Origin of the sequence: Stenotrophomonas pictorum JCM 9942, from assembly GCF_001431585.1 — a bacterium.
Taxonomy (GTDB): Bacteria; Pseudomonadota; Gammaproteobacteria; order Xanthomonadales; family Xanthomonadaceae; genus Stenotrophomonas; species Stenotrophomonas pictorum.
In genome coordinates this window covers 43,149-67,501 of record NZ_LLXS01000038.1, presented here as the reverse complement: position 1 = coordinate 67,501, position 24,353 = coordinate 43,149, and the positions used below count along the sequence as shown (strand labels likewise).

Here is a 24,353-nt window from a genome sequence, read left to right as displayed (position 1 = left end):
AAATTTTCCTTCGAAAACTTCTACTTCTCACTGCGCTGGTTTTGCGGGGGGATTACCCTTGAAGGTTGCACGGGTTGCGGTCAGGGCAGAGGCACCGGCACCCAGGACACCGCCGTTGCTCAGCTTGACGCGAGCAAGAGCTGCCGCATCAAACGGATCAGCACCTGCAGTGGCGACCAGACTGTAATCACCATCAACCAGCAGGTTGGTACCAGCGCCCAGGATCTGATTCAGATTGGTGAAAATAACACCATTTTTACCACGGGTCGCCGCAACGCTGCCGCCCGGACCATCCGGGTCACGCAGACGCAGAGCCAGGGTGTTGTGACCGATGTTTGCCACGCCAGCAGCCGGGGTGACCAGACCATTGATAACGAACTTGCTGAAGGTCGGGGTGGATTCGACGTCGGCAACATGGGTGGTCGGGGTGACGACCAGCTCATAGCTCGGAGCGAACGACAGGTACGCGCCGCTGAAGCTGGTGTTCTGGATCAGGCCGGCAGTGCCGCCGTTCTGCGCCTGCGACGGCAGGTCATACAGGGCAACCGTGCAGCTCACGTCGCTGTCGGTGCTGGTGACGCTGTGGTCACCCTTCAGCGTCAGGGTGTCGGTACCAACCAGATCGCTGCCAACCGAGGTCAGCGAGAAGGTCAGAACGTTGGTACCCAGACCATTGATGGCACCAATATTGCCGTGCGCCGGGGTGCTGAGTTCCACGGTCGAAGCAGCATCGAATTCGATGTTGTCCGAGCACTCGACGCGGGCGTAACGCACTTCGTTGTTGGAGAAGTTGTAGCCGATCTTCCAGTCCAGCGTGGCGCCAGCCGCACTGGTACCCAACTCAGCCGGGGCAGCCGGGGTAGCAATGATTTCCTTGGCGAAGTACGCCGGGACGGCACCACCTGCAGCCGACAGATCGGCAGCGGCAGCGTTGCCAGCAAACAGGCCACCCACGATGGCGGCGACGAGAACCTTCTTGTTCATCATTTAAGTAAAACTCCTAAGCTTAGGTTTGTTGTTTGTATACAACAGCGTTACTGGACACCACGCGCCGTTCGCATGCACGTGCCGGCGCCGGCACTTGGTACCTAGAAGCAACCCCGGGAATTCCCCTGATTCGCCCCTTGGCCCCGTTCTGCGCATACTCCAAACAGTGCGCAGTCCCCAGTAACGCCGCACTATAGGTGGGCGTTAAGCAAGCGTCAATAGTCTTAAATACGGGGCGAGCAATGTATTCCACTTCAGGGAACAGAGGGCGAAACCGCCGAATCTGAACCGGGCTCGGGCACAGGAATTGCCTCCGGCAACGCCTCTGCGCCCGCGGGGCGCCCGCCCCCGCCACGCCGACGTTCGGCCGCACCGAAGCGGGCGCGGATGGCGTCGGTGATGGCCCGGGTCTGCGCGGCATCCTCCACCACATACGGGGTGATGAGCATCAGCAGCTCGGTACGGGTACCGCTGCGCTTGGCGCTCTGGAAGGCCTTGCCCAGGATCGGGATATCGCCCAGCAACGGCACCTTGGTCTTGCCGTCACTGCGGGTGCTGGAGATCAGCCCACCGAGCAGGGTGCTTTCACCGTCGGCCAGGCTCAGGCTGGTGTTGAGCTTGCGGCTGAACACACTGGGCGAGGAGATCTCGCTGGTGTCGGTGGGGGTGGCCTCGCTGACCTCCTGGCTGATCTTCAGGTCCACGCGCTGGCCGGAATGCACCACCGCCTCGATATCCAGCAGCACACCGGTCTTGCGGTACTGCACGGACTGCAGGATGGAGCTGTTGCCACCGGTACTGGGCAGATCCGACGCGGTGGCCTGGCTGGTGATGATCGGCACTTCGGTACCGACATCGATACTGGCCGACTCGCCACTTTTCACCAGAATGCGCGGCGTGGACAGGATGGAAACACGGCTGTCCTTGGCGAACAGGTTGAGGAGCGCCTTGACCTGCCCCGACGAGGACACGCCCTGCCAGACCAGCCCGCCACCACCGGTACCGGCCAGCCCCTGCAGGGCCGTGACCGGGCCGGACATGCCGTTGACGCTGACATTGCGCAGCGCCCATTCGATGCCGTGGCTGAATTCATCGGTCATGGTGACCTCGGCCACGGTGACCTCGATGACCACCTGCCGGGCCGGCTGGTCCAGCCGCGCCAGCACGCCCTGGATGGCGCGCCAGCGCTGTGCTTCGCCCTGGAAGACGATGACGTTGCGGATGGGATCGATGGCCACCTGTCCGCCCGCGGTGCTGATGCTGGTTGCGCCCGCGGCGCCCGTATTGCCGCCGTTGCGCGAGGCACCCATCTCGCCACCGGATGCGGCCTGCTGGCCCGGCCCGGCACCTGCAGCGGTGCGCGGCGGCGTGCCGCCCGTACCCCCGCCGAGCAAGGCCTGAAGCACCGGCAACAGCGTCTCCACCGTGGTATGCCGTGCCGCGTACAGATACATGCCACCACCGGCACTGTCCTCGCTGGGCTGGTCGAGGCGATCGGCCCACTCCTGCGCCGCCTTGAGCGCGGTTTCCGATTCACTGAACACCAGCAGGGCATTGGCCGAGGACACCGGCACGAACGAGACCACGCCGTTGCTGCCCGGGCCAGTCTTGACCGCGATACCCTGCCCGGCCAGCACCTCGCGCAGATCGCGGGCCAGCAGGTCGGCAGGCACATAGAGCGGATTGATGCGCAGCGAGCGCTTGCCGATCAGACCACCGCCATCCAACACCATGACCGCGCTCATGGCGGCACGCACGGCATCGCCCGGGCCGCTGATCAGCAGCGCATTGGCCTCGATCAACTCGGTGAAGTTGACCTGATGGCTACCAAACAGGCTGCGCACCTGCCCAGCCACCGCGCCGGGCTGGGAAACCTCCAGCGGCATGGCCACAAACACGGTGCGTTGGCCCGCCGGCACATCCGGCAAAGAGCGGGTGGCAAGCAAGGCAGGCAAGTCACCGCCCCCCTGCCCCTGGCTGACGGGCTGGAAGCGCAACACGCCCCCCAGCTCGTTGATCTTCACCCCATAGGCGCCCAGCACTTCCTGCGCGATGGTGTAAGCCTTGGCGGGAGACTGCGGCTCGGTGAGGCTCAGGCTGAGCAATTCCGGGCGATTACGCAGGGACTGGTCGATCTGCACGCCGAAGCCCAGCTCCATGCCGAACACGACATTGATGAAGGACTCGATGGAAACACCTTCCAGCACGAGGGCCACCTGGCGCTTGCGCGGGATGACCTGCGGCACCGGGCTGGGCGCCGGAGTGGCCTCCGCCGTTGAAGTGGTGCCACGGGATGGCGCCAGCACCGGGCCTTCTTCGACCAGCGGCCGCTTGCGGGTAGCCGCTTCCGCTCCTTCAAGCACCTCGGAACCGGCCTGCCCCTGCTTGGGCGGGCGCAGGGGTTCGGGGAACCTCACAGCGGTACTGGCACAACCGGCCAGCAGACTGAGCAGGAAGGCCCCCAGAAAAACGCGTGCGGCAGACTGCCGGTTGCGCGCCGGGGCCTCATGCGACCGATTGATCATGCGGGTACTCATCCTGTTCAAAACATGCGCAAAAGTGCGCTGGTCCAAATGATTCGAGCCCGTGCCGCGCGCGGAAGAATCATTGTCCACCTTGGAATTCATTGAAGATTTCGCGCTGCTGGCGTTTGCCGTCGGCATCGAGCCAGACCACCCGGCGACCGTTTACCTGCAGCACGTGGCCGCCTTCCGGCAAGCGTGCGCCTGCGCGCAGGCGTACCACACCGGTACCGTTGACCTGGAAGATGGCGGTGTAGTTGCGACCATCCTTGGAGACGCCTACCGGCACTGGCGGTGGTGGCGGAGGCGGGGCCGCCTCCGCCGGGGGCGGCGGCAAAGCGCCCCACGGCGCGCGTTCCTGCCAGAGCGCGCTGACAGCGAGCAGATCGGTATCGCCACTCCAGCCATCGCTCCATGCCTGTGCAGGCAACCGCAGCGGCTGCACCGCAGCCGGCGCGGCACCCAGCCAATAGTTGGAAAGCCCGCCCACGACCAGGGCCAGCAGGATCACGACAAGGGTACGCACGTGGGATTTCATCGGGCCAGATCCGCCGCATCGGGATTGGTAGGAGTGGCGCTGTCCTGCCGGCTGGACGCCGGATGCGACGCGGTATCGGCACCGGCCACGGCTTTGCGGTAGTAGCTGCGGAACGTCACGGTGACACGCGGGGTATCGCCCTCGCCGACTTCGATCCGTTCCACCTGGGTCCATGGCATGGCCTCGGCCAACGCGCGCATGAAGGCCTCATGGCCATGGGCTGGCAAATTGCCCTCCAGCCGCGAGATCACCTGCCACATGTCGGGGTAGCCCTCCACGTCGACGGTATCTTCCACCTTCACCTTGGGCTCGTTCATTTTCTGCTCGGCCCCCAGCGCGGTGAGCCATGCCTGCGACTCGGCCTGGGCCATGCCCTTGCCGGTGACTTCCGGAATCCGGTCGGTAACCGATTGAAGCAGCTCGGCAGTCTTGGCCGCACGCTCCGGCCACCAGGTTTCCTTGCGCACACCTTCGAGCCGGGTCAGCATTTCCATGTCGTCGGCATAGGCGCTCATGCACTTGTGCACCTGGTCGGACAGCATGAAAAGCCCCTGCATGCCGAGGATGGCGGCGATCACCATGCCGCCGTAGCGCAGTCGCGGGGTGTTGCGCCATTCGGTGCGCAGCTGCTGCAGACGGTTGAGGTTACTCATGGCCTTCTTCCTTCGCCTCCGGGGCCAGTTCCGATACCGCAGGCAGCTCGAACGCCAGTTGCATGGCGCCATTGAGCAAGGGCCTCACGGCGACATCGGACAGGCGGGCATCGCCTTCGAAGGCGAGGACAAAGGCGCGTGGATCGGTTTCGCTGCTGTGCACGGTGGCCTGCAGTTTGTCCGCCTCCCGTCGCCAGGTACGCAAGGTGCTGCCGTCGGGCAGGTGCGCGGCCACCTCGGCCATCAGCACATAGTCGTCATTGGGCGTGCGCAGTGCAGCCAGATGTTCCAGGTCGGCCTGGGCCTGTTCGGCGCGTTCCCGCGCGGCTAGCAGCGGACCTACTTCCGTGCGCAGGCGTTCCACGCGGACAGACAACTGGTCACTGGCCAGCTGCCAGCGCAGCAGCGCGGAGACCTGCCATGCCAGTCCTGCGGCGAGTGCGGCAAACAGCAGCAACCACGCCGTTTTTTCGTCGAACAAGGCCATCAGGCGCTGCGCACGACCCATTTCGCCCCACGGCCGGGACGACCACGGCAATGAGAGGGGCTCAGGAACTTCCTGCAGGGCAGCCGGATCCAGCCCGGTGGAGCGGACAAACCGCAACCATGCCTCGCCCGTCGGCAGTTGCTCCCACCACTGGCTGCTGACCAGCATGCCATTGCGCCAGCTTTGCGCTTCGTACCCTTTGGCGAGCCTGAGCAGGCGCACGCCATCGGCGGCAGGAGGTGCCAGCAGCAGGCTTTCCGGTATCCAGCGGCGCTCGCCAGCAGCATCGCTTTCGCCAGGCGCCATCCAGAACCAGAAATGGGCGATGCCGCCCGTCCACGCCACATAAGAGAGTGCGGAGGGCGAAGGTTTGTGCCGCGCCTCGGCCAGCTTGCCGGCCTGCAGGCGTTTACGGGCAGGCAATGCCTGCAGATCCTCGCGCCGGTACTGGCACTCGCCGCGTCCCACTATCCATTGCTGGCCCCCCAGCGGCCCGCCACGCAAAACTTCTCCCTGTTCGTCATTTACCAGGCGTCTTGTCGGCAAACAAAGGGCTGCCAGTCTGTTCCACAGGTTCATTATGTGAGGGATGGGCAATTGGGTAGGCGGCCAGAATCGACCAAGGACCTTGCTTGTCCGCAAGGGGCGTCAATCTTACATGCATCCGCCAGGCCGCGCCCGTACGCCGCCACAGCGTGATACGCAGAGTGTCGTCGGCCACATACCGGTAATCCAGCGCGTCATCACCCGGCACCCGGATGGCCAGACGCTCCTGCAGATCGTAAGTCGAGGTAAAGGGTCGCAGACGCCGTTGCTCGACCAGACGCCGGCAGGTTTCAGGGCAGCCGGGAATACGCAGCGGCAGCAGCTCCTCCGGCATGGTGTTGGGATTGATGCCTCCCGCGTAGTACGGGGTGATGTGGTCGATCATGGCGGCCAGCGTCGCCGGCGGCAGACTGTCCCATCCCATCACAATAGCCAACTCGCCCGGCGCCAGCATGCGGCGGTTGGGCGGTGGCTTGCGCTGTTCCCGTTCGTAGTCGCGGGCTTCAGCGCCGTTGACGCGGTTCAGGTCATCCGGGTCGATATAGTCCAGCAGGGTGTCGCGCAGACGGGGCCAGCGCTCGGAAGGGATGCCATACAGGCGGAGGAACCGGTTCAGATCCTCCGGACCCGGCCACGCCATCGGAAACAGCCCCGCTTCATCCTGTATTGAAAACGCGGCACTGCCAAGCCCCTGATAAGGACTCCCATCAAGTTGCAGCTCGCCGCCCACCGGATCGCGGGAGAGTCCGCCAAATTCGCTGAGCCGGCGGTAGGCCAACTCGTCCTCGCCCAGGGCGCGGGTTGGCTGCCCGGCGAGGGTCTTTTCCCGGGTGGCGATGATATACAGCAGGGTGTCGCGGGTTTCATACAGCGAGGCTTCGTCCTCGAACTGCGCGCGCGCGACCTGCGCATCCTGCACCTGGGAAACAGCCCACAACGTCATCAGCGCCACAGCGATGGTGATGCCGGCCAGAATCCACAGGGTGACGGCCAGAATGAAACCTTCCGGGCGAGGCCTCCCGGGTGAACGGTCAAATGCCACTGCTGCCGACCTCGTCCAGTTTCAATTTTTCAGGATCCAGCCCGTCGGCCATGATCGGAACCAGCCAATCGAGCGTGCCGCGGCCGGTACGGGCGGTAAAACGGATCATCTTCGGTGGGAATTTGTGGTCTTTCCATTTCCACTCGTCCACCCAGTTGCCGGTTTCGTCCAAGTAGGAGAAGGCCGCGTCACTCAGCGGCCCCTCGATGACCACGACGTCGGTTACCCGGGTATCGGCATAGTGCAGTCGCCCCCCATCCAGCCACCAGCGCACGCCGGAAAAGCCCTGTGCGGCCAATGGAGAGGGTGTCGAATATTGCATCAAATCACGGGTACCCAGCGTCCCCTCGCCCTGTTCCTCCAGATCGCGCTGGAGACCCGCCACCGTTTCCCGGAACCAGGCTTCCTGCAATCCGGCGACGCGATTTTCACCTTCAAAACGCAACAGGCGCGTACGCAGGCTCATGGCCTGCCCCAGCGCCTGCATCAGGACGGTGACCAGCATCGATACGATCACCAGCGTGACGATTGCTTCGAGCAGGGTGAAGCCTTGCTGACGCGTGGCCGGACGGATTTTTGCCAGCAACCTCATAGCTGCGCCGGCTCCCGGACCTGCCTATATCCCACCTTGCGCAAATGGAAGGAGGCCGAGACACCTTCCTCGCCGCGGACATCCACGGTCATGTCGTACAGGCCGATCTGATAGAGGCCGGCCTGCATATAACCGGTCATCGCGTCACGCGGCGGCTCGACAGGCTCGGATTTCCACTCCATCACCATGCCGCCCAGACGCTTTTCACCACTGGGCGTCTGCCCGGGATTCACAACCTCCATCCACGCTAGGGCATTACGCATGGCGGTGTCGCTCTTGCGCGCGTTCTCGGCCCTCAACGCCATCTGGATGGACTGGTTCATCGCGGCGAACAGGGCCAAACCCGCGGTGGCGACGATCGCCAGCGCGACGATCGCTTCCAAAAGAGAGAAACCTCGGGACCACTCAGGGCGGTGCATCAGAAATCCTGCAATCGGGGGTGCCCAGCATCCAGCGGTCATCCCCCTCCGGAGTGGTGACATCCAGTAGCGCCGGGATGCAGTAGCCGTTGGCAGCAACTTGCAGCCCGTCTACCGCGCGAACGCTCCAGCCTTGTGGCAGCTCAAGACCGTGCATGCTCAGCGCCTGCCCTTTGTCGAGCGTGATAGGTGTGCCATACAGCCGCGCCAGTAACGGCAAGCGCTCCAGCTGCCTTACCGCATCGGCACGCTCACCACTGCGACTGATGGCATCGACCGTGTTTTTCAGGCGTGGGGCCACCAGGGCAGTCATGAACGAAATCAACGCAAGGACGACCAGCAACTCCAGCAACGAAAAGCCTCTGCCTGAAGTCGACCGCCCGGCCGGAATATCACTGGCCCTGCGGCAGGAAGCCGACATCTGCGTCATTGCCTTCGCCACCGGCCTTGCCATCGGCTCCAAAGGAGTAAATCGCAAACGGCATTCCGTCGCGCCCCGGGATGGCATATTGGTAAGGATTTCCCCAAGGGTCGGCAGGAACCTTTTCATCCAGGTAAGGACCGCGCCAGCGCGCTCGGGAACGATCATCCGCCGGCGCAGTAGAGAGCACGGCCAGCCCTTCCTCGGCGGTTGGCAGACGCCCCACTTCCAGGCGGTAAGTCTCGATAGCTCCACGCAGGAGGCGGGTCTGGGTTTCAGCAACCTGCACCTTCGAGCTGTCCACCCGGCTGAACAAGCGCGGCCCGACCAGACTCGCGATAAGCCCGATAATCACCAGAACCACCAGCATTTCCAACAAGGTAAAACCACGCATGCGTCGATATCCGCGCACCTTCATCTTCTTCTCCGAATTTCTATAGAGGGACATCATTTACGCTCGTGATCGCAAGAATGATCGCCGTCATGATCACACCAACCACCACGCCAATAAGAATAATTGCCAACGGCTCGACCAGCTGAAGGATGCGCTTGATGCGGTCTCGCCCGGTAACCTCATACAGCCCGGCCAGAGCCGATAGCAGCTTGGGTAATTCGCCACTGGCCTCACCCACTGCCACAAGATCATAACCAGTGGGATTGAGTGCGCGATGCTCGCGCAACGCCGCCGACAGCGTCATGCCGCCCTTGACACCCTTGACCACGGCTGAAAGCCGGTTGCGCAGAAAGCCGAAGCGTACCGCAGCCGCCGACAACCCCAGCGCCCGTACCAGCTCGACCTTGCCTTCCAACAGCGCCGCCAGAGTGCTGGCCCAGCGGCCGACTTCCGCTTCCAGCACCCATTCGCCGATAACCGGCAACCTGACAAGGCTTTCCGCCAGCTTTTCCCTGACACCCGGAAGGCTGTACAGCGCTCGAAGCGCTGCGGCAACGGTGATAATGGCACCGGCAACCCACCAGGCATGCGAACTGAGCCACACACCGGTACTGATGACCCAACGGGAAAGTGCAGGCATGCTCTCTCCATGCTGGGTCAACAGGCCGCCAAAGCGGGGCACAACCCACATGAAAATGATGCCGACCGCACCCACGCCGGACAGCATCAGCACTGCCGGATAAATCATCGCACCGGCCATTTCCTGACGGACCCGCTGGTCATATTCGAACTGGCGAACGCCTCCGCGCATCGATTCGGCCATGCGACCGGTCGCTTCGCCAGCCTGCATCAACTGGTGCATGTACTCGGGGATCGGCAGTTTGGACTCGCGCAGCGCGACACTGAAGCTTTCGCCGCGCCGCACAGCTTTTTCCATCGAAGCGAAAGCGCCGGTCAAAGAGGGATGGTGGCTGGACTTGGCCAAGGACGAGAGACAAGTCACCAGTCCAACCCCGGCTTCCAGCAACGCGGTGAATTCCTGCAGCACCAGTTGCAGTTCACGCATGGAAGCGACCTTGCGCCGGCTGGAAAACGAACGCCCGCTCTTTATTTCCTTCAACGTATAGGGCGTCAAGCCCATCGCTGCAAGGCGCCGCGCCGCATCCGCTTCGGAAGAAGCATCCAAGGCGCCAGTCAGCGTGTTGCCACTGCGGTCCAGCGCTTCGTAGCGATATTGCGACATGTCACTCATCGGCAGTCATGCCGCCGGTGACACGCACTACTTCTTCCACGGTCGTCAGCCCCGCGCGCGCCTTGAGCAGGCCATCGTCGCGCAGGGTTCTGCCACCTTGGGCATTGACAAGACCGCGCATCTTCTCAGCGGTCGCGCCTGCAATGACCAACTCCTGCAGCTCAGGCGTCACATCCACCAGCTCATAGATACCCAGACGGCCGCGATATCCGGTGCCCTGACAGCGCGGACAGCCAACCGCCTCTTTCCAGTTTGCCTCGCTGCCCTCATCGACAAGGGAACCGGCCATCTGTTCAAACACCGGCAGCACCACCGTCGGCCGACAGCAGTGCGGGCATAAGCGACGCACCAATCGCTGCGCCTGCACAGCGCGCACGCTGGTGGCGATAAGAAATGGCTCCACGCCCATATCGACCAGACGGGTGAACGCACTCACTGCGTCGTTGGTGTGCAGAGTGGAAAGTACCAGGTGGCCGGTGAGCGATGACTGGACCGCGATTTCAGCCGTTTCCAAATCGCGGATTTCACCAATCATGATGACGTCAGGGTCTTGGCGAAGGATGGCGCGCAACGCGCGTGCAAAGGTGTACCCGATGTCCGAGTTGGCCTGTATCTGGGTAACGCCATCCACCTCGTATTCCACCGGATCTTCGACAGTGATGATCTTGCGATCGCGCTGGTTCATTTCCTCCAGCGTGGCGTAGAGCGTCGTCGATTTTCCCGAGCCGGTGGGGCCGGTTACCAGAATGACGCCATGGGGCTCCGCAACCCAAGTCCGGAACAGCGCCAGATCAGGCGGAGAAAAACCCAGCCCCTCAAGGCTCAGATCCTTCCTTTCCTTGGGCAACAGGCGCAACACGATCGACTCTCCATGAACAGCAGGAACCGCCGAAGCACGCACATCCACTTCCTGCCCGCTCACGCGGACACTCAGACGCCCGTCCTGTGGCAGACGACGTTCTGCGATATCCATTCCTGAAATCAGCTTCACTCGGGAAGCGACCGCCGGATAACGACTCGCCGGAAGCACCATGCGTGTATGGAGTATCCCATCCGTACGCATGCGAACATTGAATACCGCTTCCTCTGGCTCGATATGGATGTCAGAGGCACGCTGATCCATCGCTTGGGCAAGGATATTGTTGACCAGCTCTATGACAGGCGCCTCCTCCGCGAGTTCACGAAGGTGGCTCACGTCATCATCCAGACCCATATCCCCACGTGAGCGGGAATTGCCGACCATATCGATAAGCCTTTCCGTTTCCTGGGATCTGGCCAGACGCCAAGCCCATGTTTGCCCGAATGCCTTGTCCAGGGCTTCGTTCACTGAAGGATCAAGAGGGTCACGCGCCACAGCAAGAACCCCCTTCTCCTCGACCTGCCAAGCAACAATACCGTTGTCCAGCCACCAGTCCAAACTGCAGCCTGCATCAGACAGTGTCGAGCGCACGCCTTCACCACCGGCCGGCCACTCGTCACCGGCAAGCATCGGAATATCCAATTGCTCGGAAAGCACCGGCACCAGGCTGTCTTCCGACAACGCTCCAAGTCTTACCAGAACGCTACCGATCCTGCCGCCGAACTGCGCCTGGAATGAGAGCGCCTTCTGCACATCCCCTGTAGAGACTAGTTGACGTTCCACCAGCAGCTCACCCAGTAGGCGATGTTGCGTCACCGGTGTGTAGTCCGCATGCATGCTGTTCTGCATTTCCGCCTCAAATATTCGAAGATCCGAACACGCTGACACCCCAGTTCACTTTTTACTGAACCCGGCGACGCAGGTAGTTCAGCAGGTCGATGCGGGTGATCAGACCGAGAAACACCTCGCCGTCGGTAATGATCGCCACCTGGCCGCGGTCGAACACCGGCAGCAGCGCCTCGATCGGCGAGTTGACGTCCAGCCGGTCCAGCTTGCTGACCATCGCCACCGACACCGGATCACGGAACCGGACTTCGTCGCCGTACACGTGCAGCAGCACGTCGCTCTCGTCGATGATGCCAACCAGCTGGTTGCCTTCCATCACCGGCAGCTGCGACACGTCATACAGCTTCATGCGCTGGTAGGCGGTGGTCAGCAGGTCCTTCGGGCCCACCACCACGGTGTCGCGCTGGCTGTACGGGCGCAGGATGAGGTCACGCAGGTCGCCGTGCTGCGGGCGCTGCAGGAAGCCGTTGTCCAGCATCCAGTAGTCGTTGTACATCTTGGACAGATACTTGTTGCCGGTATCGCATACCAGCACCAGTACCTTCTTGGGCACGGTCTGCTCGCGGCAGTACTTCAGCGCGGCCGCCAGCAGGGTGCCGGTGGAGGAGCCACCGAGGATGCCCTCCTTGCCCAGCAGCTCGCGCGCGGTGTGGAAGCTTTCCGCATCGCTGATCGAGTACGCCTTCTTGACCCGGCTGAAATCGGCGATGTCCGGCAGGAAATCCTCACCGATGCCTTCCACCAGCCAGCTGCCGGATTTCTCGCTCAGCGTGCCTTCGTTGATGTACTGGGTCAGGATCGAGCCGACCGGGTCGGCCAGCACCAGCTCGGTCTTGGGCGAGAGCTTGGCAAAGGCGCGCGACAGGCCGGTCATGGTGCCGGAGCTGCCGCAGCCGAACACGATCGCATCCAGCTCGCCGCCCATCTGCGCGATGATTTCCGGGCCGGTACCGAACTCGTGCGCGGCCGGGTTGTCCGGGTTGCCGAACTGGTTGATGAAGTAGGCGCCCGGGGTCTGCTCGGCCACGGTCTTGGCCAGGTCCTGGTAGTACTCCGGATGGCCTTTGGCCACGTCCGAACGGGTCAGCACCACCTCGGCGCCCATCGCCTTCAGGTTGAAGATCTTCTCCCGGCTCATCTTGTCCGGAACGACCAGGATCAGCTTGTAGCCCTTCTGCTGGGCGACCAGCGCCAGGCCCAGGCCGGTGTTGCCGGCGGTGCCCTCGACCAGTGTCGCACCGGGCTTGAGATCACCACGTTTCTCGGCGGCCTCGATCATCGACAGACCGATGCGATCCTTGATCGACCCGCCCGGGTTGGAACTCTCCAGCTTCAGGTACAGCTCGCAGACGCCCGCATCCAGCCGCTGGGCCTTGATGATGGGCGTGTTGCCAATGAGTTCGAGGACGGAGGAATGGATGGGCATCGGAGGGTTTCGCATCGCGCCGCAACTGCGGCCGGACCATCGATTATCCGATGGATGTGCCGGAAAGTCAGGCAACGGACGGTGCTTGCATCATTCCCGGCGGAGTGACGCGGACGACAGCGGTTGACGAGTAGGCCGCCATCGCCCGCGACAGAAGCGGTATTGCGGGGGAAGGTTCAGTTCAACGCACTTTCATAGATCCGCAGGAGCTTCTGCTTGGCCAGCAGTTTTTCCCGCTTCATCTGGCCCAACGTGACATCGTCGATGGGAAGCACACCCAGCCCGGCATCCATGCACTTCTTGTTCAACTTCTTGTGTTGCTGGTAGAGCTGCTTGAACTCGGGATCGGCTTTCATCAACGCATCGATTTTGCTCTGCGGCTGCCCTTCAAACATGACTACCTCCTTCAGCAGATACACAAACGCCCCGGCCTGACGGCACGGGGCGTTGCGGGATTGGAGTGCCAAGACGCACCTGGAGGGAACCACCCGTCAGCCCCCGGCTATCGTGCCGGCGGTTGCCCGGTACTGGTTCGCGCCCCTGTTGCATCGGCTCGGCCCTCCGCTGTCCGGACGGCGAAAGTACCGCCCGGACGATTGACCCTACGCCTGCGAAAAGGTTCCGGCAAGCGCTATTGGCAACTGCCGGATAAATGTCTGGAACACGGCGCAGTCAGCCACGGAAAACAAACCAAAACATAACAATCTCAGCCAGTTACCCGGCTCAGGGCGCCACGATCACCTCCACCGAACGCGCCCGGGTCGAAGCGGCTTTCTTGCCGGCCACCTGGATACGGTTGGCCGCAACCCCACCCGCCACCAGCGCATCCTTCAGCGCCTGCGCACGCCGCTGGCCGACGCCATTGGCACTGTCGTAGCCCTCGATCACCACCCGGCCCTTCTTGCCGATGTTCAGGTACTCGGCCAAGGCCTTGGCCTGGTTGCGCGCGCCGGCCGACAGCGCCGCCTGCCCTGCGGCAAAGGCATCGCCGGCCAGGGTGAATACTTCCCCGCGACTGTCGAACTTCGAGCCGGGCAGGCGTTGCCCGGAAACCAGTTCGGCCTCCTCGCGGGCCAGCTTGGCCGCGTTCTGCTGGGCGGCCGTCAGCCGCGCGGCCTGTTTGCCGGCCACACTGGTCAACGCGGTTTCGGCATCCTGGCGGGCCAGCGTCTCGGCTTCGGCCGCCAGCCGCATACGCTCGGCCTCTTCGGCCTGGATCTGCGCCTGGACGCGCAGGCGCTCGGCCTCCTGACGGGCACGGGCCGCTTCCCGACGGCTGGCTTCAATCAGCAATTCGGCACGGGTGCGCTCGAGCTGATCCACCTCGCGCCTCGCCACCGCCGCCCGGGCGCTGGCCTCGGCGATGGCGACCCGGCGCTCGGCCAGGTACCGGGCCGTATCCAGCTCCCTGCGCTTGGCCTTGGCCAGCGCGGCGATGGCCTGCTGCGCCTGCAGCTTCTCGAATGGCGCGACATCGGCAGTACGCATATCGGCCTGCAGCGCCACCAGCCGCTGGTTCAACAGCGCCACTGCCGGATCCTCGGCGGCCATGGCAGCCAACGGCAGGGCGAGCAGCCCGGCAACCAGCATGTTCCTGATACCCATCAGTGCCCCTCCCCGGTCGCCAACTGCTGTTGCAACTGCTGCACCTCGGCACGGCGCTGGGCCAGCTGGGCCTGTGCCACCGCCTCCTCGCTCAGGGCACGGGCCAAATCGGCATCGGCCGCCGCCCGCAGCGCCAGGACCGGGACCTGCTTGCGCTCGCGACGGTCGCCGGCGGCACGCTGCGCCTGTTCCAGTTGCTGGCGGGCCATGGCCATCGTGTCCGCGGCGTACTGGTCGGCATCGGCGCGGTCGGCACGCTCCACCGCCTGCTGTGCGGCCAGCAGTTCGGCCGCGCCCGGATCCTGCGCGAAAGCACCGCTGGACAAGGCCAAACTGCAAACCACTGCATACAGGAAACGTCGTAATTGTGCGAAGCTAGGTTTCATTGGGGAGCCGTTGCCTGAGGGATTGTGCGCGGCCATTGTCGTCAAGCCTGCGGCGTGCTTGCAACGGCACGCCGCCGTTTGTTGGGGAAACATTGCGCATGGATATCGGCTATTTCCTGAAGCTGATGACCGAAAAGAACGCTTCGGACATGTTTTTGACCACCGGGGCGCCGGTCTATATCAAGATTGAAGGCAAGCTTTATCCACTGGGCAATACCGGCCTGCCACCGGGCATGGTCAAGAAAATCGCCTATTCGCTGATGGATGAGGGCCAGGTACCGCAATTTGAGCGTGACCTGGAGCTCAATATGGCCATCGCGCTGGCTGATGCCGGCCGTTTCCGCGTCAACGTGTTCAAGCAGCGCGGCGAAGTGGGTATGGTGATCCGTGCGATCAAGAGCAAGATCCCCAGCATCGAGGAGCTGCACCTGCCGCAGGTGCTCAAGGACGTGATCATGACCCCGCGCGGGCTGGTGCTGGTGGTCGGCTCGACCGGCTCGGGCAAGTCCACCTCGCTGGCCTCGATGATCGACCACCGCAACAGCACCTCGACCGGGCACATCCTCACCATCGAGGACCCGATCGAGTTCCTGCACAAGCACAAGATGTCCATCGTCAACCAGCGCGAAGTCGGCCTGGACACCCATGCCTTCCACAACGCGCTGAAGAACGCGATGCGCGAGGCGCCGGACGTGATCCTGATCGGCGAGATCCTCGACGCCGAGACCATGGAGGCGGCCATCGCTTTTGCCGAGACCGGCCACCTGTGCCTGGCCACGCTGCACTCCAACAACGCCGACCAGACGATCGAGCGCATCCTCAACTTCTTCCCGGAAACCGCACACAAGAACGTGCTGATGAACCTGTCGCTGAACCTGCGCGCGGTGGTTTCGCAGCGTCTGGTCAAAGGCAAGGATGGGCGCCGCCGGCCGGCCACCGAGGTGCTGATCAACACCCCGATGATCCGCGACCTGCTGCGCCGCGGCGAGGTGCACGCGATCAAGCAGGCGATGGAGGAGTCGCTGGAAGAAGGCATGCAGAGCTTTGACCAGTGCCTGTTCCGGATGGCCAAGGACGGCATCATCGAGCAGGAGGAAGCGCTGCGTGCGGCCGACTCGCGCGACGGGCTGGCGTTGAAGTTCCGCCTGTCCGAGGGCGGCAGCGGCGAGCTCGACCCGTATGCGGATTTCTCCGCTCCCGCCACCGCACCGGCCATCACCCACGGCTTCTGAACCCGGACGGCCGACCACGAAAAAGCCCCGCAGATGCGGGGCTTTTTACATTGCTGGACGCGGGACCGGGGCGGCCGCGGCAATCACGCCGCGTCGGGCTGGTTCTCCGGGCGGGCACGGTCAAACGCCGGCAGCCCCAGACAGGCCTGCTCGATCCGGACCAGGGTCGGATACGGCGCCAGATCCAGATGGAACCGGCGGGCGTTGTACAGCTGCGGCACCAGACAGCAGTCGGCCATGCCCGGGCTGTCGCCGTGACAGAAACGGCCGGTATCCTGCGATCCCACCAGCATGTCCTCCAGCGCCTGGAAGCCGGTCCGCATCCAGTGCAGGGTCCACAGGTCGCGCTCGGCCTGCGGCACGTTCCACTCGCGATCGAAGAACTGCATCACCCGCAGGTTGTTGAGCGGATGGATATCGCAGGCCACCAGCTGCGCCAGCGCCCGCACCCGCGCGCGACCGGCCGAGTCGTCCGGCAGCAGTGCCGGCTCGGGCCAGATCTCATCCAGATACTCCAGGATCGCCAGCGACTGGGTCAGCACACGCTCGCCGTGGCGCAGCGCCGGCACCAGTTCCTGCGGATTGAGCGCGGCATAGTCGTCCGAATGCTGCTGGCCGCCATCGCGCACCAGGTGCACCGGCTCGATCGCGTAGTCCCGCCCTTTCAGATTCAGGGCGATGCGCACGCGATAGGCCGCACTCGAGCGCCAATAGCTGTAGAGCTTCAGCTGTCCATCCATGTCCATGCCTCCATGTTCATGCCTCAACCATAGCCACCGGCGGCCGGGTTTGCCTCACCGCCGGTCTGACCCCTGCGCCGTTGGCCGGATCAGGGCGCCTGGGCCGGCTCGATGCGCTGCTCGATCGCGCCGAAAATGCTGTTGCCGGCACGATCGAACATCTCGATGCGGACCACGTCGCCGAAGCTCATGAACGGCGTGGACGGCTTGCCGTCACGCAACGCCTCCACAGTGCGCTGCTCGGCAAAGCAGGAGGCCCCCAGCGAGGTGTCCTCGTTGGCGATAGTGCCCGAACCGACAATCGCGCCGGCCGACAGCGGGCGGGTCTTGGCGGCGTGGGCGACCAGCTGGGAAAAATCGAACTGCATGTCCACGCCGGCCTCCGGTGCGCCAAACCACTGGCCATTGATGTGGGTGACCAGCGGCAGGTGCACCTTGTTGCCCTGCCAGGCCTCCCCCAGCTCGTCGGGGGTGACGAACACCGGGCTCAGCGCCGAGCGCGGCTTGGACTGCAGGAAACCGAAACCCTTGGCCAATTCGCCCGGGATCAGGTTGCGCAAGGACACGTCGTTGACCAGACCCACCAGCTGGATGTGGCCGGCCGCCTGCGCCGGGGTGACCGCCATCGGCACGTCATCGGTGATGACCACGATCTCGGCTTCCAGATCGATACCGTAGTCCTCGCTGACCACCTTGACCGCATCACGCGGGCCATAGAAACCGGCGCTGGTGGCCTGGTACATCAGCGGATCGGTGTAGAAGCTCTCCGGCACCTCGGCACCGCGCGCCTTGCGCACCCGCGCCACGTGCGGCAGGTAGGCGCTGCCGTCGACGAATTCGTAGGCACGCGGCAGCGGTGCGGCCAGCGCCTCCATCTCCACCTCGAACGCCTCGGCCGCGTTGCCGTCGTTCAGCGCCTCGTACAGCGCGTTCAGGCGCGGCGCCAGGTTGGACCAGTCCTCCAGCGCCTGCTGCAAGGTGGCGGCAATACCGGTGGCCCGCACGGCGCGGGTCAGGTCACGCGAAACCACGATCAGGGTGCCGTCGCGGCCGCCTTCCTTCAGGGAACCAAGCTTCATGGGAACGTCCAGTCTGCAGAAGAAACAAGTTTCAAGTGTAATGAATTGGCCCGCATCCACACAGCCGTCCGTTTGAAAAGCTGAACGGGTGTTTTTGTACCGATCTCAACTATCCCTTAGACTATCGCGGTCTGCCAGCGGCCGTCCGTTTCCCTCAGGGACCGCCGGCGGTGCAGGACCAGCGGCCTTTTGGCCCGTCCGCCCGCCCGCCCCCACTCCGACGCCATTCGTCACGCATTCCAGCCAGCGCTTCGCGCTGGTTGCATCCAGATCTTGCAGCGCGGTTTACGGGAACGCTCCGAGATCAGCCGATCTTATCGATCAGCAACGCAGGTCCTTGCGGGCGTGCGTTATTTTCTTTGGAGTTCTCCATGTCGTTTGAAAACCTGGGCCTTGCGCCCTTCCTGCTGCGCGCGCTTTCCGAGCAGGGCTACGAAAACCCGACCCCGATCCAGGAGCAGGCCATTCCGCTGGCCCTGGAAGGTCACGATCTGCTGGCTGGCGCACAGACCGGTACCGGCAAGACCGCCGCGTTCGGCCTGCCGCTGCTGCAGCACCTGGGCACCGCGCCGCAGCCGGTCGGCAACGGTCCGCGCAAGCCGCGGGCGCTGGTGCTGGCACCGACCCGCGAGCTGGCCACCCAGGTGCATGACAGCCTGCGCGGCTACAGCAAGTACCTGCGCATCCCCAGCGCCTGCATCTACGGTGGCGTCGGCATGGGCAACCAGCTGGATGTGCTGCGCCGTGGCGTGGACCTGCTGGTCGCCTGCCCGGGCCGCCTGATCGACCACCTGGAGCGTCGCAGCATCGACCTGTCCGGGATCGAGATCCTGGTGCTGGACGAGGCCGACCGCATGCTCGACATGGGCTTTTTGCCCTCGATCAAGCGCATCCTGGCCAAGCTGCCGCGCCAGAACCGCCAGACCCTGCTGTTCTCGGCCACGTTCGAGGAGAGCATCAAGCAGCTGGCGCTGGAGTTCATGCACAACCCGAAGCAGATCCAGGTCACGCCGAAGAATACCGTGGCCGAGACCATCACCCACCGCGTGCATCCGGTCGATGGCAGCCGCAAGCGCGAGCTGCTGCTGCACCTGCTGGCCGAGGATTCCCGCGTGCAGACGCTGGTGTTCGGCCGCACCAAGCACGGCTGCGACAAGCTGGCCCAGTTTCTGGAGAAATCCGGCATCAAGACCGCCGCGATCCATGGCAACAAGAGCCAGGGCCAGCGCCTGCGTGCCCTGAGCGACTTCAAGGCCGGTCGCGTGACCGTGCTGGTGGCCACCGATATCGCCGCCCGTGGCATCGACATCAACGAGCTGCCCAAGGTCATCAACTACGACCTGCCGATGGTCCCGGAAGACTACGTGCACCGCATCGGCCGTACCGGCCGCAACGGCTCCACCGGTGAGGCGATTTCGCTGGTGGCGCAGGACGAGGCCAAGCTGCTGCGTCAGATCGTGCGCATGCTCGGTCGCGATATGGACATCACCGATGTGCCGGGTTTCGTGCCGCAGACCCCGATCCGCTGGGGCAACAGCGCGCCGGGCAAGGCCGAGCAGCCCGGTGGTCAGAAGGCGCCGCGCCGTGGCAACGGCGGCCATGCCGCGCGGCGCCCGACCGGCGACAGCCCGCGGGCGGGCCATGTCAACCACGGCGGTCCGCGCAAGCCGGCCAATGGCCAGCGCGTCGCGGCCGGACGCAGTGGCCCGCGTGATGGTCAGCCGCGCCGCCAGGGTGGCGGTGGCGGTCAGCGCCGTCCCAGCGCCTGATCCGCAGGCAGCCCCCAGCGAAAGGCCGGCATCTGCCGGCCTTTCGCTTTACCGAGATCCCCCATGCCGGCCTACCCGCCGGCCCCAGCGATACAATCGAGCCATGGATATTTTCAAGGTTTTCACCCTCGAGGCCGCCCACCGGCTGCCCAACGTCCCGACCGGCCACAAGTGCTCGCGCCTGCACGGCCATTCGTTCCGCGTTGAACTCAAGGTCAGCGGCGAACCGGGCGAGGACACCGGCTGGATCATGGATTTCAGCGATCTGAAAGCCGCCTTCCAGCCGCTGTACGACCAGCTCGACCACCACTACCTCAATGACATTCCCGGCCTGGAAAACCCGACCAGCGAGCGTCTGGCGATGTGGATCTGGGACCGCCTGAAGCCGGCGCTGCCGCTGCTGAGCGAAGTGACCGTGCACGAGACCTGCACCTCCGGCTGCAGCTACCGCGGCCCCTGAGGGACGCCGGCCGACGACCGGACGAAGACCGCCAGATTGCGCAGGCGCCCCGCGTTTTTCAGCAGGCCGGCCACCTACCTGCAACCACTACGGGCCGCCGCCAGCCGGCAGATATGGACGGAGTCTGCACCCCGGCGATATGCGCAGGGAACCAGCGCCCGAGCCCTTCGAACGCACCGCCACGCGGGCACCCGGATTCCCTGAACCTGCGAGCCCGCAGGCTCACCCCAACGCGGGCCACCTCGTCCGCCCCCGGGGATGCCGGCCGGGTATCCATTGGGGCAACGCAATGGCAGCGGCCGCCGCCCGTGAGCGCCCGCCGTCACCAAGCCGCCGAACATATTCCAGCCACAGCGTTGTCGCCGCTGGCACAATCGGTGCCCCCGCAGGCGCTAGACTCATACGATGTTCAATACCTCCTCCCTCACCGGCAGCAAGCCGGAACAGTACGCCCAGCTGCTGGCCCAGGCCCGTGCACTGGTGCAGGGCGAACGCGACCGCATCGCCAATGCCGCCAATCTGTCAGCCCTGATCTACCACGCGCTGCCGCAGCTGAACTGGGCGGGTTTCTATTTTTACGATGGCACCGAACTGGTGGTCGGGCCCTTCCAGGGCTTGCCGGCCTGCGTGCGCATTCCCCTGCACAAGGGCGTCTGCGGCGCGGCGGCGAGCAGCCGCCAGACCCAGCGCATCGATGATGTGGATGCGTTCCCCGGCCATATCGCCTGCGATTCGGCCTCGCGTTCGGAACTGGTGGTGCCGTTGCTGCATAACGGCCAGCTGGTCGGCGTACTGGATATCGACAGCCCGGTCACCGCGCGCTTCGATGCCGAGGACCAGCACGGCCTGGAAGCCATCGCCCAGGTCTTCGTCGAGTCGTTGGCGTGAGTACCACCAAGCTGCGCAACATCGGCCCGAAAAGCGCCGCATGGCTGCGTCAGGTGGGATTGCGCAGCCAGCAGGACCTGGTCGCCGCCGGTCCGGTCGCGGCGTTCATGAAAGTGCGCCGTGCCGGCTTCAAGCCCAGCCTGAATCTGCTGTATTCGCTGGAAGGCGCGCTGGTCGACTGTCATTGGCAGGACGTGCCCGAAGCCCGCCGTCAGCAGCTGGTCGCCGAATACGAAGCGGCCTTGGCCGAGTTGCCGGCCGCGCGCGGCACTCAGGCCGCCGGGCCGGTGCACGAAACCCGCCTGCCCCCCGCGGAGCCGGCGGAAGCCGAATCGGACCGCACCGCGGAAATCCGTTTCGGCGAAGACTGACGTCTCACGCCCAGAACGGCAGCGCGCTGCCCGGCCACAGCACCAGCGCCAGCAACAGCAGGGTTTCGACCACCTCGACACTGGCGCCAAGACAGTCGCCGGAAATACCGCCCAGCGCGCGCCGCCAGTACCAGGCGACCAGCGGCACCAGCAGCAACGCCAGCAGCAGCGGCCACGCACAGACCCCGGTCAGCGCCGCCAGCAACAGCGCCCACAGCCACATCGCCGCCGGCCGCAGCTGCCAGGAAAAACGTTCCCCCATGCCATCGCCATGCAGCGACGGAATCCGCTGGCTCCACCACAAGGTGCCCCAGCGCGCCCACACCGGCACCAGCACGATGCCGAACCAGGCGGGACTGGCCGCCAGTTCGGTCAGCAGCACGAACTTGAGCAGCAGCTGCATGACCAGCGTGACCACGCCGAACACGCCCATGTGCGGATCCTTGAGCACCTCCAGAAATCGCTGCGGGTTGCGATGCGCCGCGCCGAACGCGTCGGCCACATCGCCCAGCCCGTCCAGATGCAGCGCGCCGGTCACCCACACCCACAGCAACAGGGTCAGCGCGCCGGCCAGCCACGGCCGCTCGCCCAGCGCATACAGCGGCAGCGCCAGCAGCACGCCGATAAGCGCCCCCACCAGCGGGTAGTACACGGCCGAACGGCTCAGGTCCTCCTGGCGGAAGTCCTTGACCTGCGGCGTCGGCAGCCGGGTCAGGAACTGGATGGCCAGGATCAGCCGGCGCGCGCTCATGGCTGGCGCAGCTCCAGCAGCTCGCCCCACAGCCGGCCGTCCTCGCCGCGCTCCACCCGCAACCGCACGCGGGTGCCGTAGTCGATACGCAGCGCCCACAGCAGCGACAACGGCATGCCGCAGATGCGCGAGATCGCCAGCCGCAACACGCCGGCATGACTGACCACCAGCACCGGCCGGCCATCGCCGTCGTCCTCGTCCATCAACCGCTGCAACTGCAGTTCCACGCGCGCCTGGAACTGCTGCCACGACTCGCCATTGGGTGGCATCACCTCGTGCGGCTCTTCATACAGGCCGGCCAGTTGCTCGGCCGGCAGCTCATCGAAATGGCGACCGTCCCAGTCGCCGAAGTCGAGCTCGGCCCAGTCCGGATGGATCTCGCAGAACTGGTCGGTGCCGGCCAGCAGCGCGTGCGCGGTATCCAGCGCGCGGCGGCGCGGCGAGGCGATCACCCGGCTCCAGTCCAGACCGGCGTGGCAGCGATGCAACGCCTCCATCGCGCCGTCGACCAGCGGCGGGTCGGTGCGGCCGTCCAGATAGCCCTGGCGCCCGGTGGACGCGTGCCGCATCAGATCCAGGATCATCGGCGGCCGTCACGATCGGCCACGGCCGCTTCTTCAAACGTGGCCATCTGGTTGTGCAGCGCGCAGGCCATGCGCACCAGCGGCAAGGCCAGCGCCGCGCCGGAGCCTTCGCCCAGACGCAGATCCAATTGCAGCAGCGGCTGCGCCTGCAGCAGCTCGAGCAGGCGGACATGCCCGCGCTCGGCCGACTGGTGCGAGAACAGCAGCCACGGCCGTACCCCGGGATTGATGCGCACCGCGGCCAACGCGGCGGCCGAGACGATGAAGCCATCCACCAGCACCGGCACGCCGCGCTGTGCGGCGGCGATCATCGCCGCACTCATCGCCGCGATCTCCAGCCCACCGACGCGGCGCAGCGCTTCCCAGCCCGGTGATGCCGCGGCGTTGATCGCCTCGCCATGCAGGGCCAGCGCGCGGGCGATGATGTTCTTCTTCTGCACCATGCGCACCGCGTCCAGCCCGGTGCCGATGCCGACCAGCTCCTCCAGCGGCAACGGCCCCAGCACCGCGGCCAGGGCACTGGCGGAGGTGGTATTGCCGATGCCCATTTCCCCCAGCACCAGCAGGTCCGCGCCGCCGGCGCAGACAGGGTCCACCGCGCGCCGGCCGGCGTCGAAAGTGGCACGCAATTCGACTTCCGACATCGCCTCGGCGGTGCTGAAATCCGCGGTGCCGTGACGGGCCTTGTCGGTGACGACTCCGGCGATCGGGGCGGTCGCGCGGCTGCCCACATCCCACACATGCAGCGGCAGGCCCAGCTCACGCGCCAGCACCGCGATAGCCGCGCCCCCGGCAGCGAAGTTGTGCAGCATCTGCACCGTGACTTCGGCCGGATAGGCCGAGACCCCGCGCGCGGCAACCCCGTGGTCGCCGGCGAACACGATCACCGGCACCTGCGCGGCCTGCGGCCGGTCAGCGGCCTGCAGCGCGGCCAGTTCGATGGCCAGCGTCTCCAGCCGGCCCAGGGCGCCCTCGGGCTTGGTCAACTGCCGCTGGCGGGCGATGGCACGTTGGCGGTGTTCCTGCGAAGGCTGCCCACAGGCCTGCCCGAACCACGTTTCTGTCACGACTGTTCCGATACTGCGATGCAATCGCGCATTTTAACCGCCCGGGCGCGGTTGCCGGCCTTTTGCGCAGGCCTGGCGGTGATCGCATAGAATGCGCGCACTTTCGGGTGACCGGCCGGCCTTGCCGGACGGTTGAAACGGGAAGCCGGTGCCGCGCCCTGCTGGAATTCCAGCCGTCCGCCATTCCGGCACTGCCCCCGCAACGGTAAGCAGGACAAGACCAGGCAACACCGCCACTGTGCATGGCACGGGAAGGCGCCTGGTCGGAAGCAGCCTCGGCTGCCTCGCCTGCGAGTCCGGAGACCGGCCCGGAAGCCGACTGGTTGCGATGCGGAGGGCATGGCGGCGGCTGTAGCGCCGTGTGCGCGACCTCCGTCTTCTTCCCTCTTCTGGCAGCCTTCCCCATCCGCCTGCGCGGGAGCGCGCAGGTCCAGGAG

26 protein-coding genes and 1 riboswitch are annotated in these 24,353 nt (G+C 65.0%); of the genes, 5 read left to right on the top strand and 21 right to left on the bottom strand.

The window, feature by feature from the left end; genetic code table 11:
* Positions 1–27: 27 nt before the first annotated feature.
* The 16 genes from ARC78_RS11790 to ARC78_RS11715 form a co-directional block, all read right to left on the bottom strand.
* Entirely contained in the window at positions 28–987 is a 960-nt protein-coding gene (locus ARC78_RS11790; protein WP_057506372.1) for a hypothetical protein, read from the bottom strand.
* Between the two features lie 254 nt (positions 988–1,241).
* Positions 1,242–3,512, bottom strand: a complete 2,271-nt coding sequence (locus ARC78_RS11785; protein ID WP_057506371.1) for a secretin N-terminal domain-containing protein — start codon at positions 3,510–3,512, stop codon at positions 1,242–1,244.
* Between the two features lie 79 nt (positions 3,513–3,591).
* A complete protein-coding gene (locus ARC78_RS16645; RefSeq protein WP_145974337.1) occupies positions 3,592–4,035 on the bottom strand; it encodes a hypothetical protein in 444 nt (147 codons plus the stop codon).
* A gap of 8 nt (positions 4,036–4,043) precedes the next feature.
* Positions 4,044–4,700 carry a hypothetical protein gene (locus tag ARC78_RS11775; protein WP_054658341.1) on the bottom strand — a complete coding sequence of 219 codons (657 nt, stop codon included), beginning with the start codon at positions 4,698–4,700 and terminating at the stop codon, positions 4,044–4,046.
* Positions 4,693–5,655, bottom strand: coding sequence for a hypothetical protein (locus ARC78_RS11770; protein WP_054658338.1), 963 nt, complete (start codon positions 5,653–5,655; stop codon positions 4,693–4,695). The genes ARC78_RS11775 and ARC78_RS11770 overlap by 8 nt, the downstream gene beginning before the upstream one ends.
* Before the next feature lie 52 nt (positions 5,656–5,707).
* Positions 5,708–6,775, bottom strand: coding sequence for a type II secretion system minor pseudopilin (locus ARC78_RS11765; protein WP_054658336.1), 1,068 nt, complete (start codon positions 6,773–6,775; stop codon positions 5,708–5,710).
* Positions 6,765–7,367 (bottom strand): prepilin-type N-terminal cleavage/methylation domain-containing protein, encoded by a 603-nt coding sequence (locus ARC78_RS11760; protein WP_083468430.1) that lies wholly within the window; start codon positions 7,365–7,367, stop codon positions 6,765–6,767. The genes ARC78_RS11765 and ARC78_RS11760 overlap by 11 nt, the downstream gene beginning before the upstream one ends.
* The gene (locus tag ARC78_RS11755) at positions 7,364–7,786 is read right to left on the bottom strand and encodes a PulJ/GspJ family protein (protein ID WP_054658332.1); all 423 of its coding nucleotides are present in this window, start codon (positions 7,784–7,786) and stop codon (positions 7,364–7,366) included. The genes ARC78_RS11760 and ARC78_RS11755 overlap by 4 nt, the downstream gene beginning before the upstream one ends.
* The gene (locus ARC78_RS16375) at positions 7,773–8,207 is read right to left on the bottom strand and encodes a prepilin-type N-terminal cleavage/methylation domain-containing protein (protein ID WP_089153143.1); all 435 of its coding nucleotides are present in this window, start codon (positions 8,205–8,207) and stop codon (positions 7,773–7,775) included. Before ARC78_RS16375 ends, ARC78_RS11755 begins: the two co-directional genes overlap by 14 nt.
* Entirely contained in the window at positions 8,179–8,658 is a 480-nt protein-coding gene (gene gspG / locus ARC78_RS11745; RefSeq protein WP_241772734.1) for a type II secretion system major pseudopilin GspG, read from the bottom strand. The genes ARC78_RS16375 and gspG overlap by 29 nt, the downstream gene beginning before the upstream one ends.
* Positions 8,642–9,853 (bottom strand): type II secretion system F family protein, encoded by a 1,212-nt coding sequence (locus ARC78_RS11740; protein ID WP_096144965.1) that lies wholly within the window; start codon positions 9,851–9,853, stop codon positions 8,642–8,644. Before ARC78_RS11740 ends, gspG begins: the two co-directional genes overlap by 17 nt.
* Positions 9,846–11,561, bottom strand: coding sequence for a GspE/PulE family protein (locus tag ARC78_RS11735; protein ID WP_054658319.1), 1,716 nt, complete (start codon positions 11,559–11,561; stop codon positions 9,846–9,848). Before ARC78_RS11735 ends, ARC78_RS11740 begins: the two co-directional genes overlap by 8 nt.
* Before the next feature lie 52 nt (positions 11,562–11,613).
* A complete protein-coding gene (locus ARC78_RS11730) occupies positions 11,614–12,984 on the bottom strand; it encodes a pyridoxal-phosphate dependent enzyme (protein WP_054658316.1) in 1,371 nt (456 codons plus the stop codon).
* A 176-nt stretch (positions 12,985–13,160) separates the two neighbouring features.
* Positions 13,161–13,379: an HP1242/YdcH family protein gene (locus tag ARC78_RS11725; protein WP_054658314.1), complete on the bottom strand. Its 219-nt coding sequence runs from the start codon at positions 13,377–13,379 to the stop codon at positions 13,161–13,163.
* Positions 13,380–13,707: 328 nt separating this feature from the next.
* Positions 13,708–14,589, bottom strand: coding sequence for an OmpA family protein (locus tag ARC78_RS11720; RefSeq protein WP_057506368.1), 882 nt, complete (start codon positions 14,587–14,589; stop codon positions 13,708–13,710).
* On the bottom strand, positions 14,589–14,975 hold the full coding sequence (locus ARC78_RS11715) for a DUF4398 domain-containing protein (RefSeq protein WP_057506367.1): 387 nt from the start codon (positions 14,973–14,975) through the stop codon (positions 14,589–14,591). Before ARC78_RS11715 ends, ARC78_RS11720 begins: the two co-directional genes overlap by 1 nt.
* Before the next feature lie 98 nt (positions 14,976–15,073).
* On the opposite strand from ARC78_RS11715, the gene ARC78_RS11710 reads away from it, so the two are divergent.
* A complete protein-coding gene (locus tag ARC78_RS11710) occupies positions 15,074–16,207 on the top strand; it encodes a PilT/PilU family type 4a pilus ATPase (protein WP_054659925.1) in 1,134 nt (377 codons plus the stop codon).
* Between the two features lie 83 nt (positions 16,208–16,290).
* On the opposite strand, the gene maiA is transcribed toward ARC78_RS11710, so the two are convergent.
* A complete protein-coding gene (gene maiA / locus ARC78_RS11705; protein ID WP_057506376.1) occupies positions 16,291–16,947 on the bottom strand; it encodes a maleylacetoacetate isomerase in 657 nt (218 codons plus the stop codon).
* Positions 16,948–17,036: 89 nt separating this feature from the next.
* The gene (locus ARC78_RS11700; protein WP_057506366.1) at positions 17,037–18,026 is read right to left on the bottom strand and encodes a fumarylacetoacetate hydrolase family protein; all 990 of its coding nucleotides are present in this window, start codon (positions 18,024–18,026) and stop codon (positions 17,037–17,039) included.
* Positions 18,027–18,397: 371 nt separating this feature from the next.
* Here ARC78_RS11700 and ARC78_RS11695 point away from each other — a divergent pair, with 371 nt between their 5' ends.
* The 4 genes from ARC78_RS11695 to ARC78_RS11680 all read left to right on the top strand — a co-directional run bounded on the left by ARC78_RS11695 (position 18,398) and on the right by ARC78_RS11680 (position 21,514).
* A complete protein-coding gene (locus ARC78_RS11695; protein ID WP_057506375.1) occupies positions 18,398–19,795 on the top strand; it encodes a DEAD/DEAH box helicase in 1,398 nt (465 codons plus the stop codon).
* Between the two features lie 103 nt (positions 19,796–19,898).
* Positions 19,899–20,255, top strand: coding sequence for a 6-carboxytetrahydropterin synthase QueD (gene queD, locus ARC78_RS11690; protein ID WP_054660459.1), 357 nt, complete (start codon positions 19,899–19,901; stop codon positions 20,253–20,255).
* A gap of 405 nt (positions 20,256–20,660) precedes the next feature.
* A complete protein-coding gene (locus ARC78_RS11685; protein WP_054660461.1) occupies positions 20,661–21,143 on the top strand; it encodes a GAF domain-containing protein in 483 nt (160 codons plus the stop codon).
* Positions 21,140–21,514, top strand: a complete 375-nt coding sequence (locus ARC78_RS11680; protein ID WP_054660463.1) for a TfoX/Sxy family protein — start codon at positions 21,140–21,142, stop codon at positions 21,512–21,514. The genes ARC78_RS11685 and ARC78_RS11680 overlap by 4 nt, the downstream gene beginning before the upstream one ends.
* A 4-nt stretch (positions 21,515–21,518) precedes the next feature.
* Here ARC78_RS11680 and cobS read toward each other — a convergent pair whose 3' ends face one another.
* Genes cobS through cobT form a run of 3 tightly spaced genes read right to left on the bottom strand, consistent with a single transcriptional unit; the run spans position 21,519 to position 23,916 of the window.
* Positions 21,519–22,265 carry an adenosylcobinamide-GDP ribazoletransferase gene (gene cobS, locus ARC78_RS11675; RefSeq protein ID WP_057506365.1) on the bottom strand — a complete coding sequence of 249 codons (747 nt, stop codon included), beginning with the start codon at positions 22,263–22,265 and terminating at the stop codon, positions 21,519–21,521.
* Positions 22,262–22,849 (bottom strand): histidine phosphatase family protein, encoded by a 588-nt coding sequence (locus ARC78_RS11670; RefSeq protein ID WP_057506364.1) that lies wholly within the window; start codon positions 22,847–22,849, stop codon positions 22,262–22,264. Before ARC78_RS11670 ends, cobS begins: the two co-directional genes overlap by 4 nt.
* Positions 22,846–23,916, bottom strand: a complete 1,071-nt coding sequence (gene cobT / locus ARC78_RS11665) for a nicotinate-nucleotide--dimethylbenzimidazole phosphoribosyltransferase (protein WP_057506363.1) — start codon at positions 23,914–23,916, stop codon at positions 22,846–22,848. The genes ARC78_RS11670 and cobT overlap by 4 nt, the downstream gene beginning before the upstream one ends.
* A gap of 88 nt (positions 23,917–24,004) precedes the next feature.
* Positions 24,005–24,242, top strand: a riboswitch (cobalamin riboswitch).
* Positions 24,243–24,353: the final 111 nt, after the last annotated feature.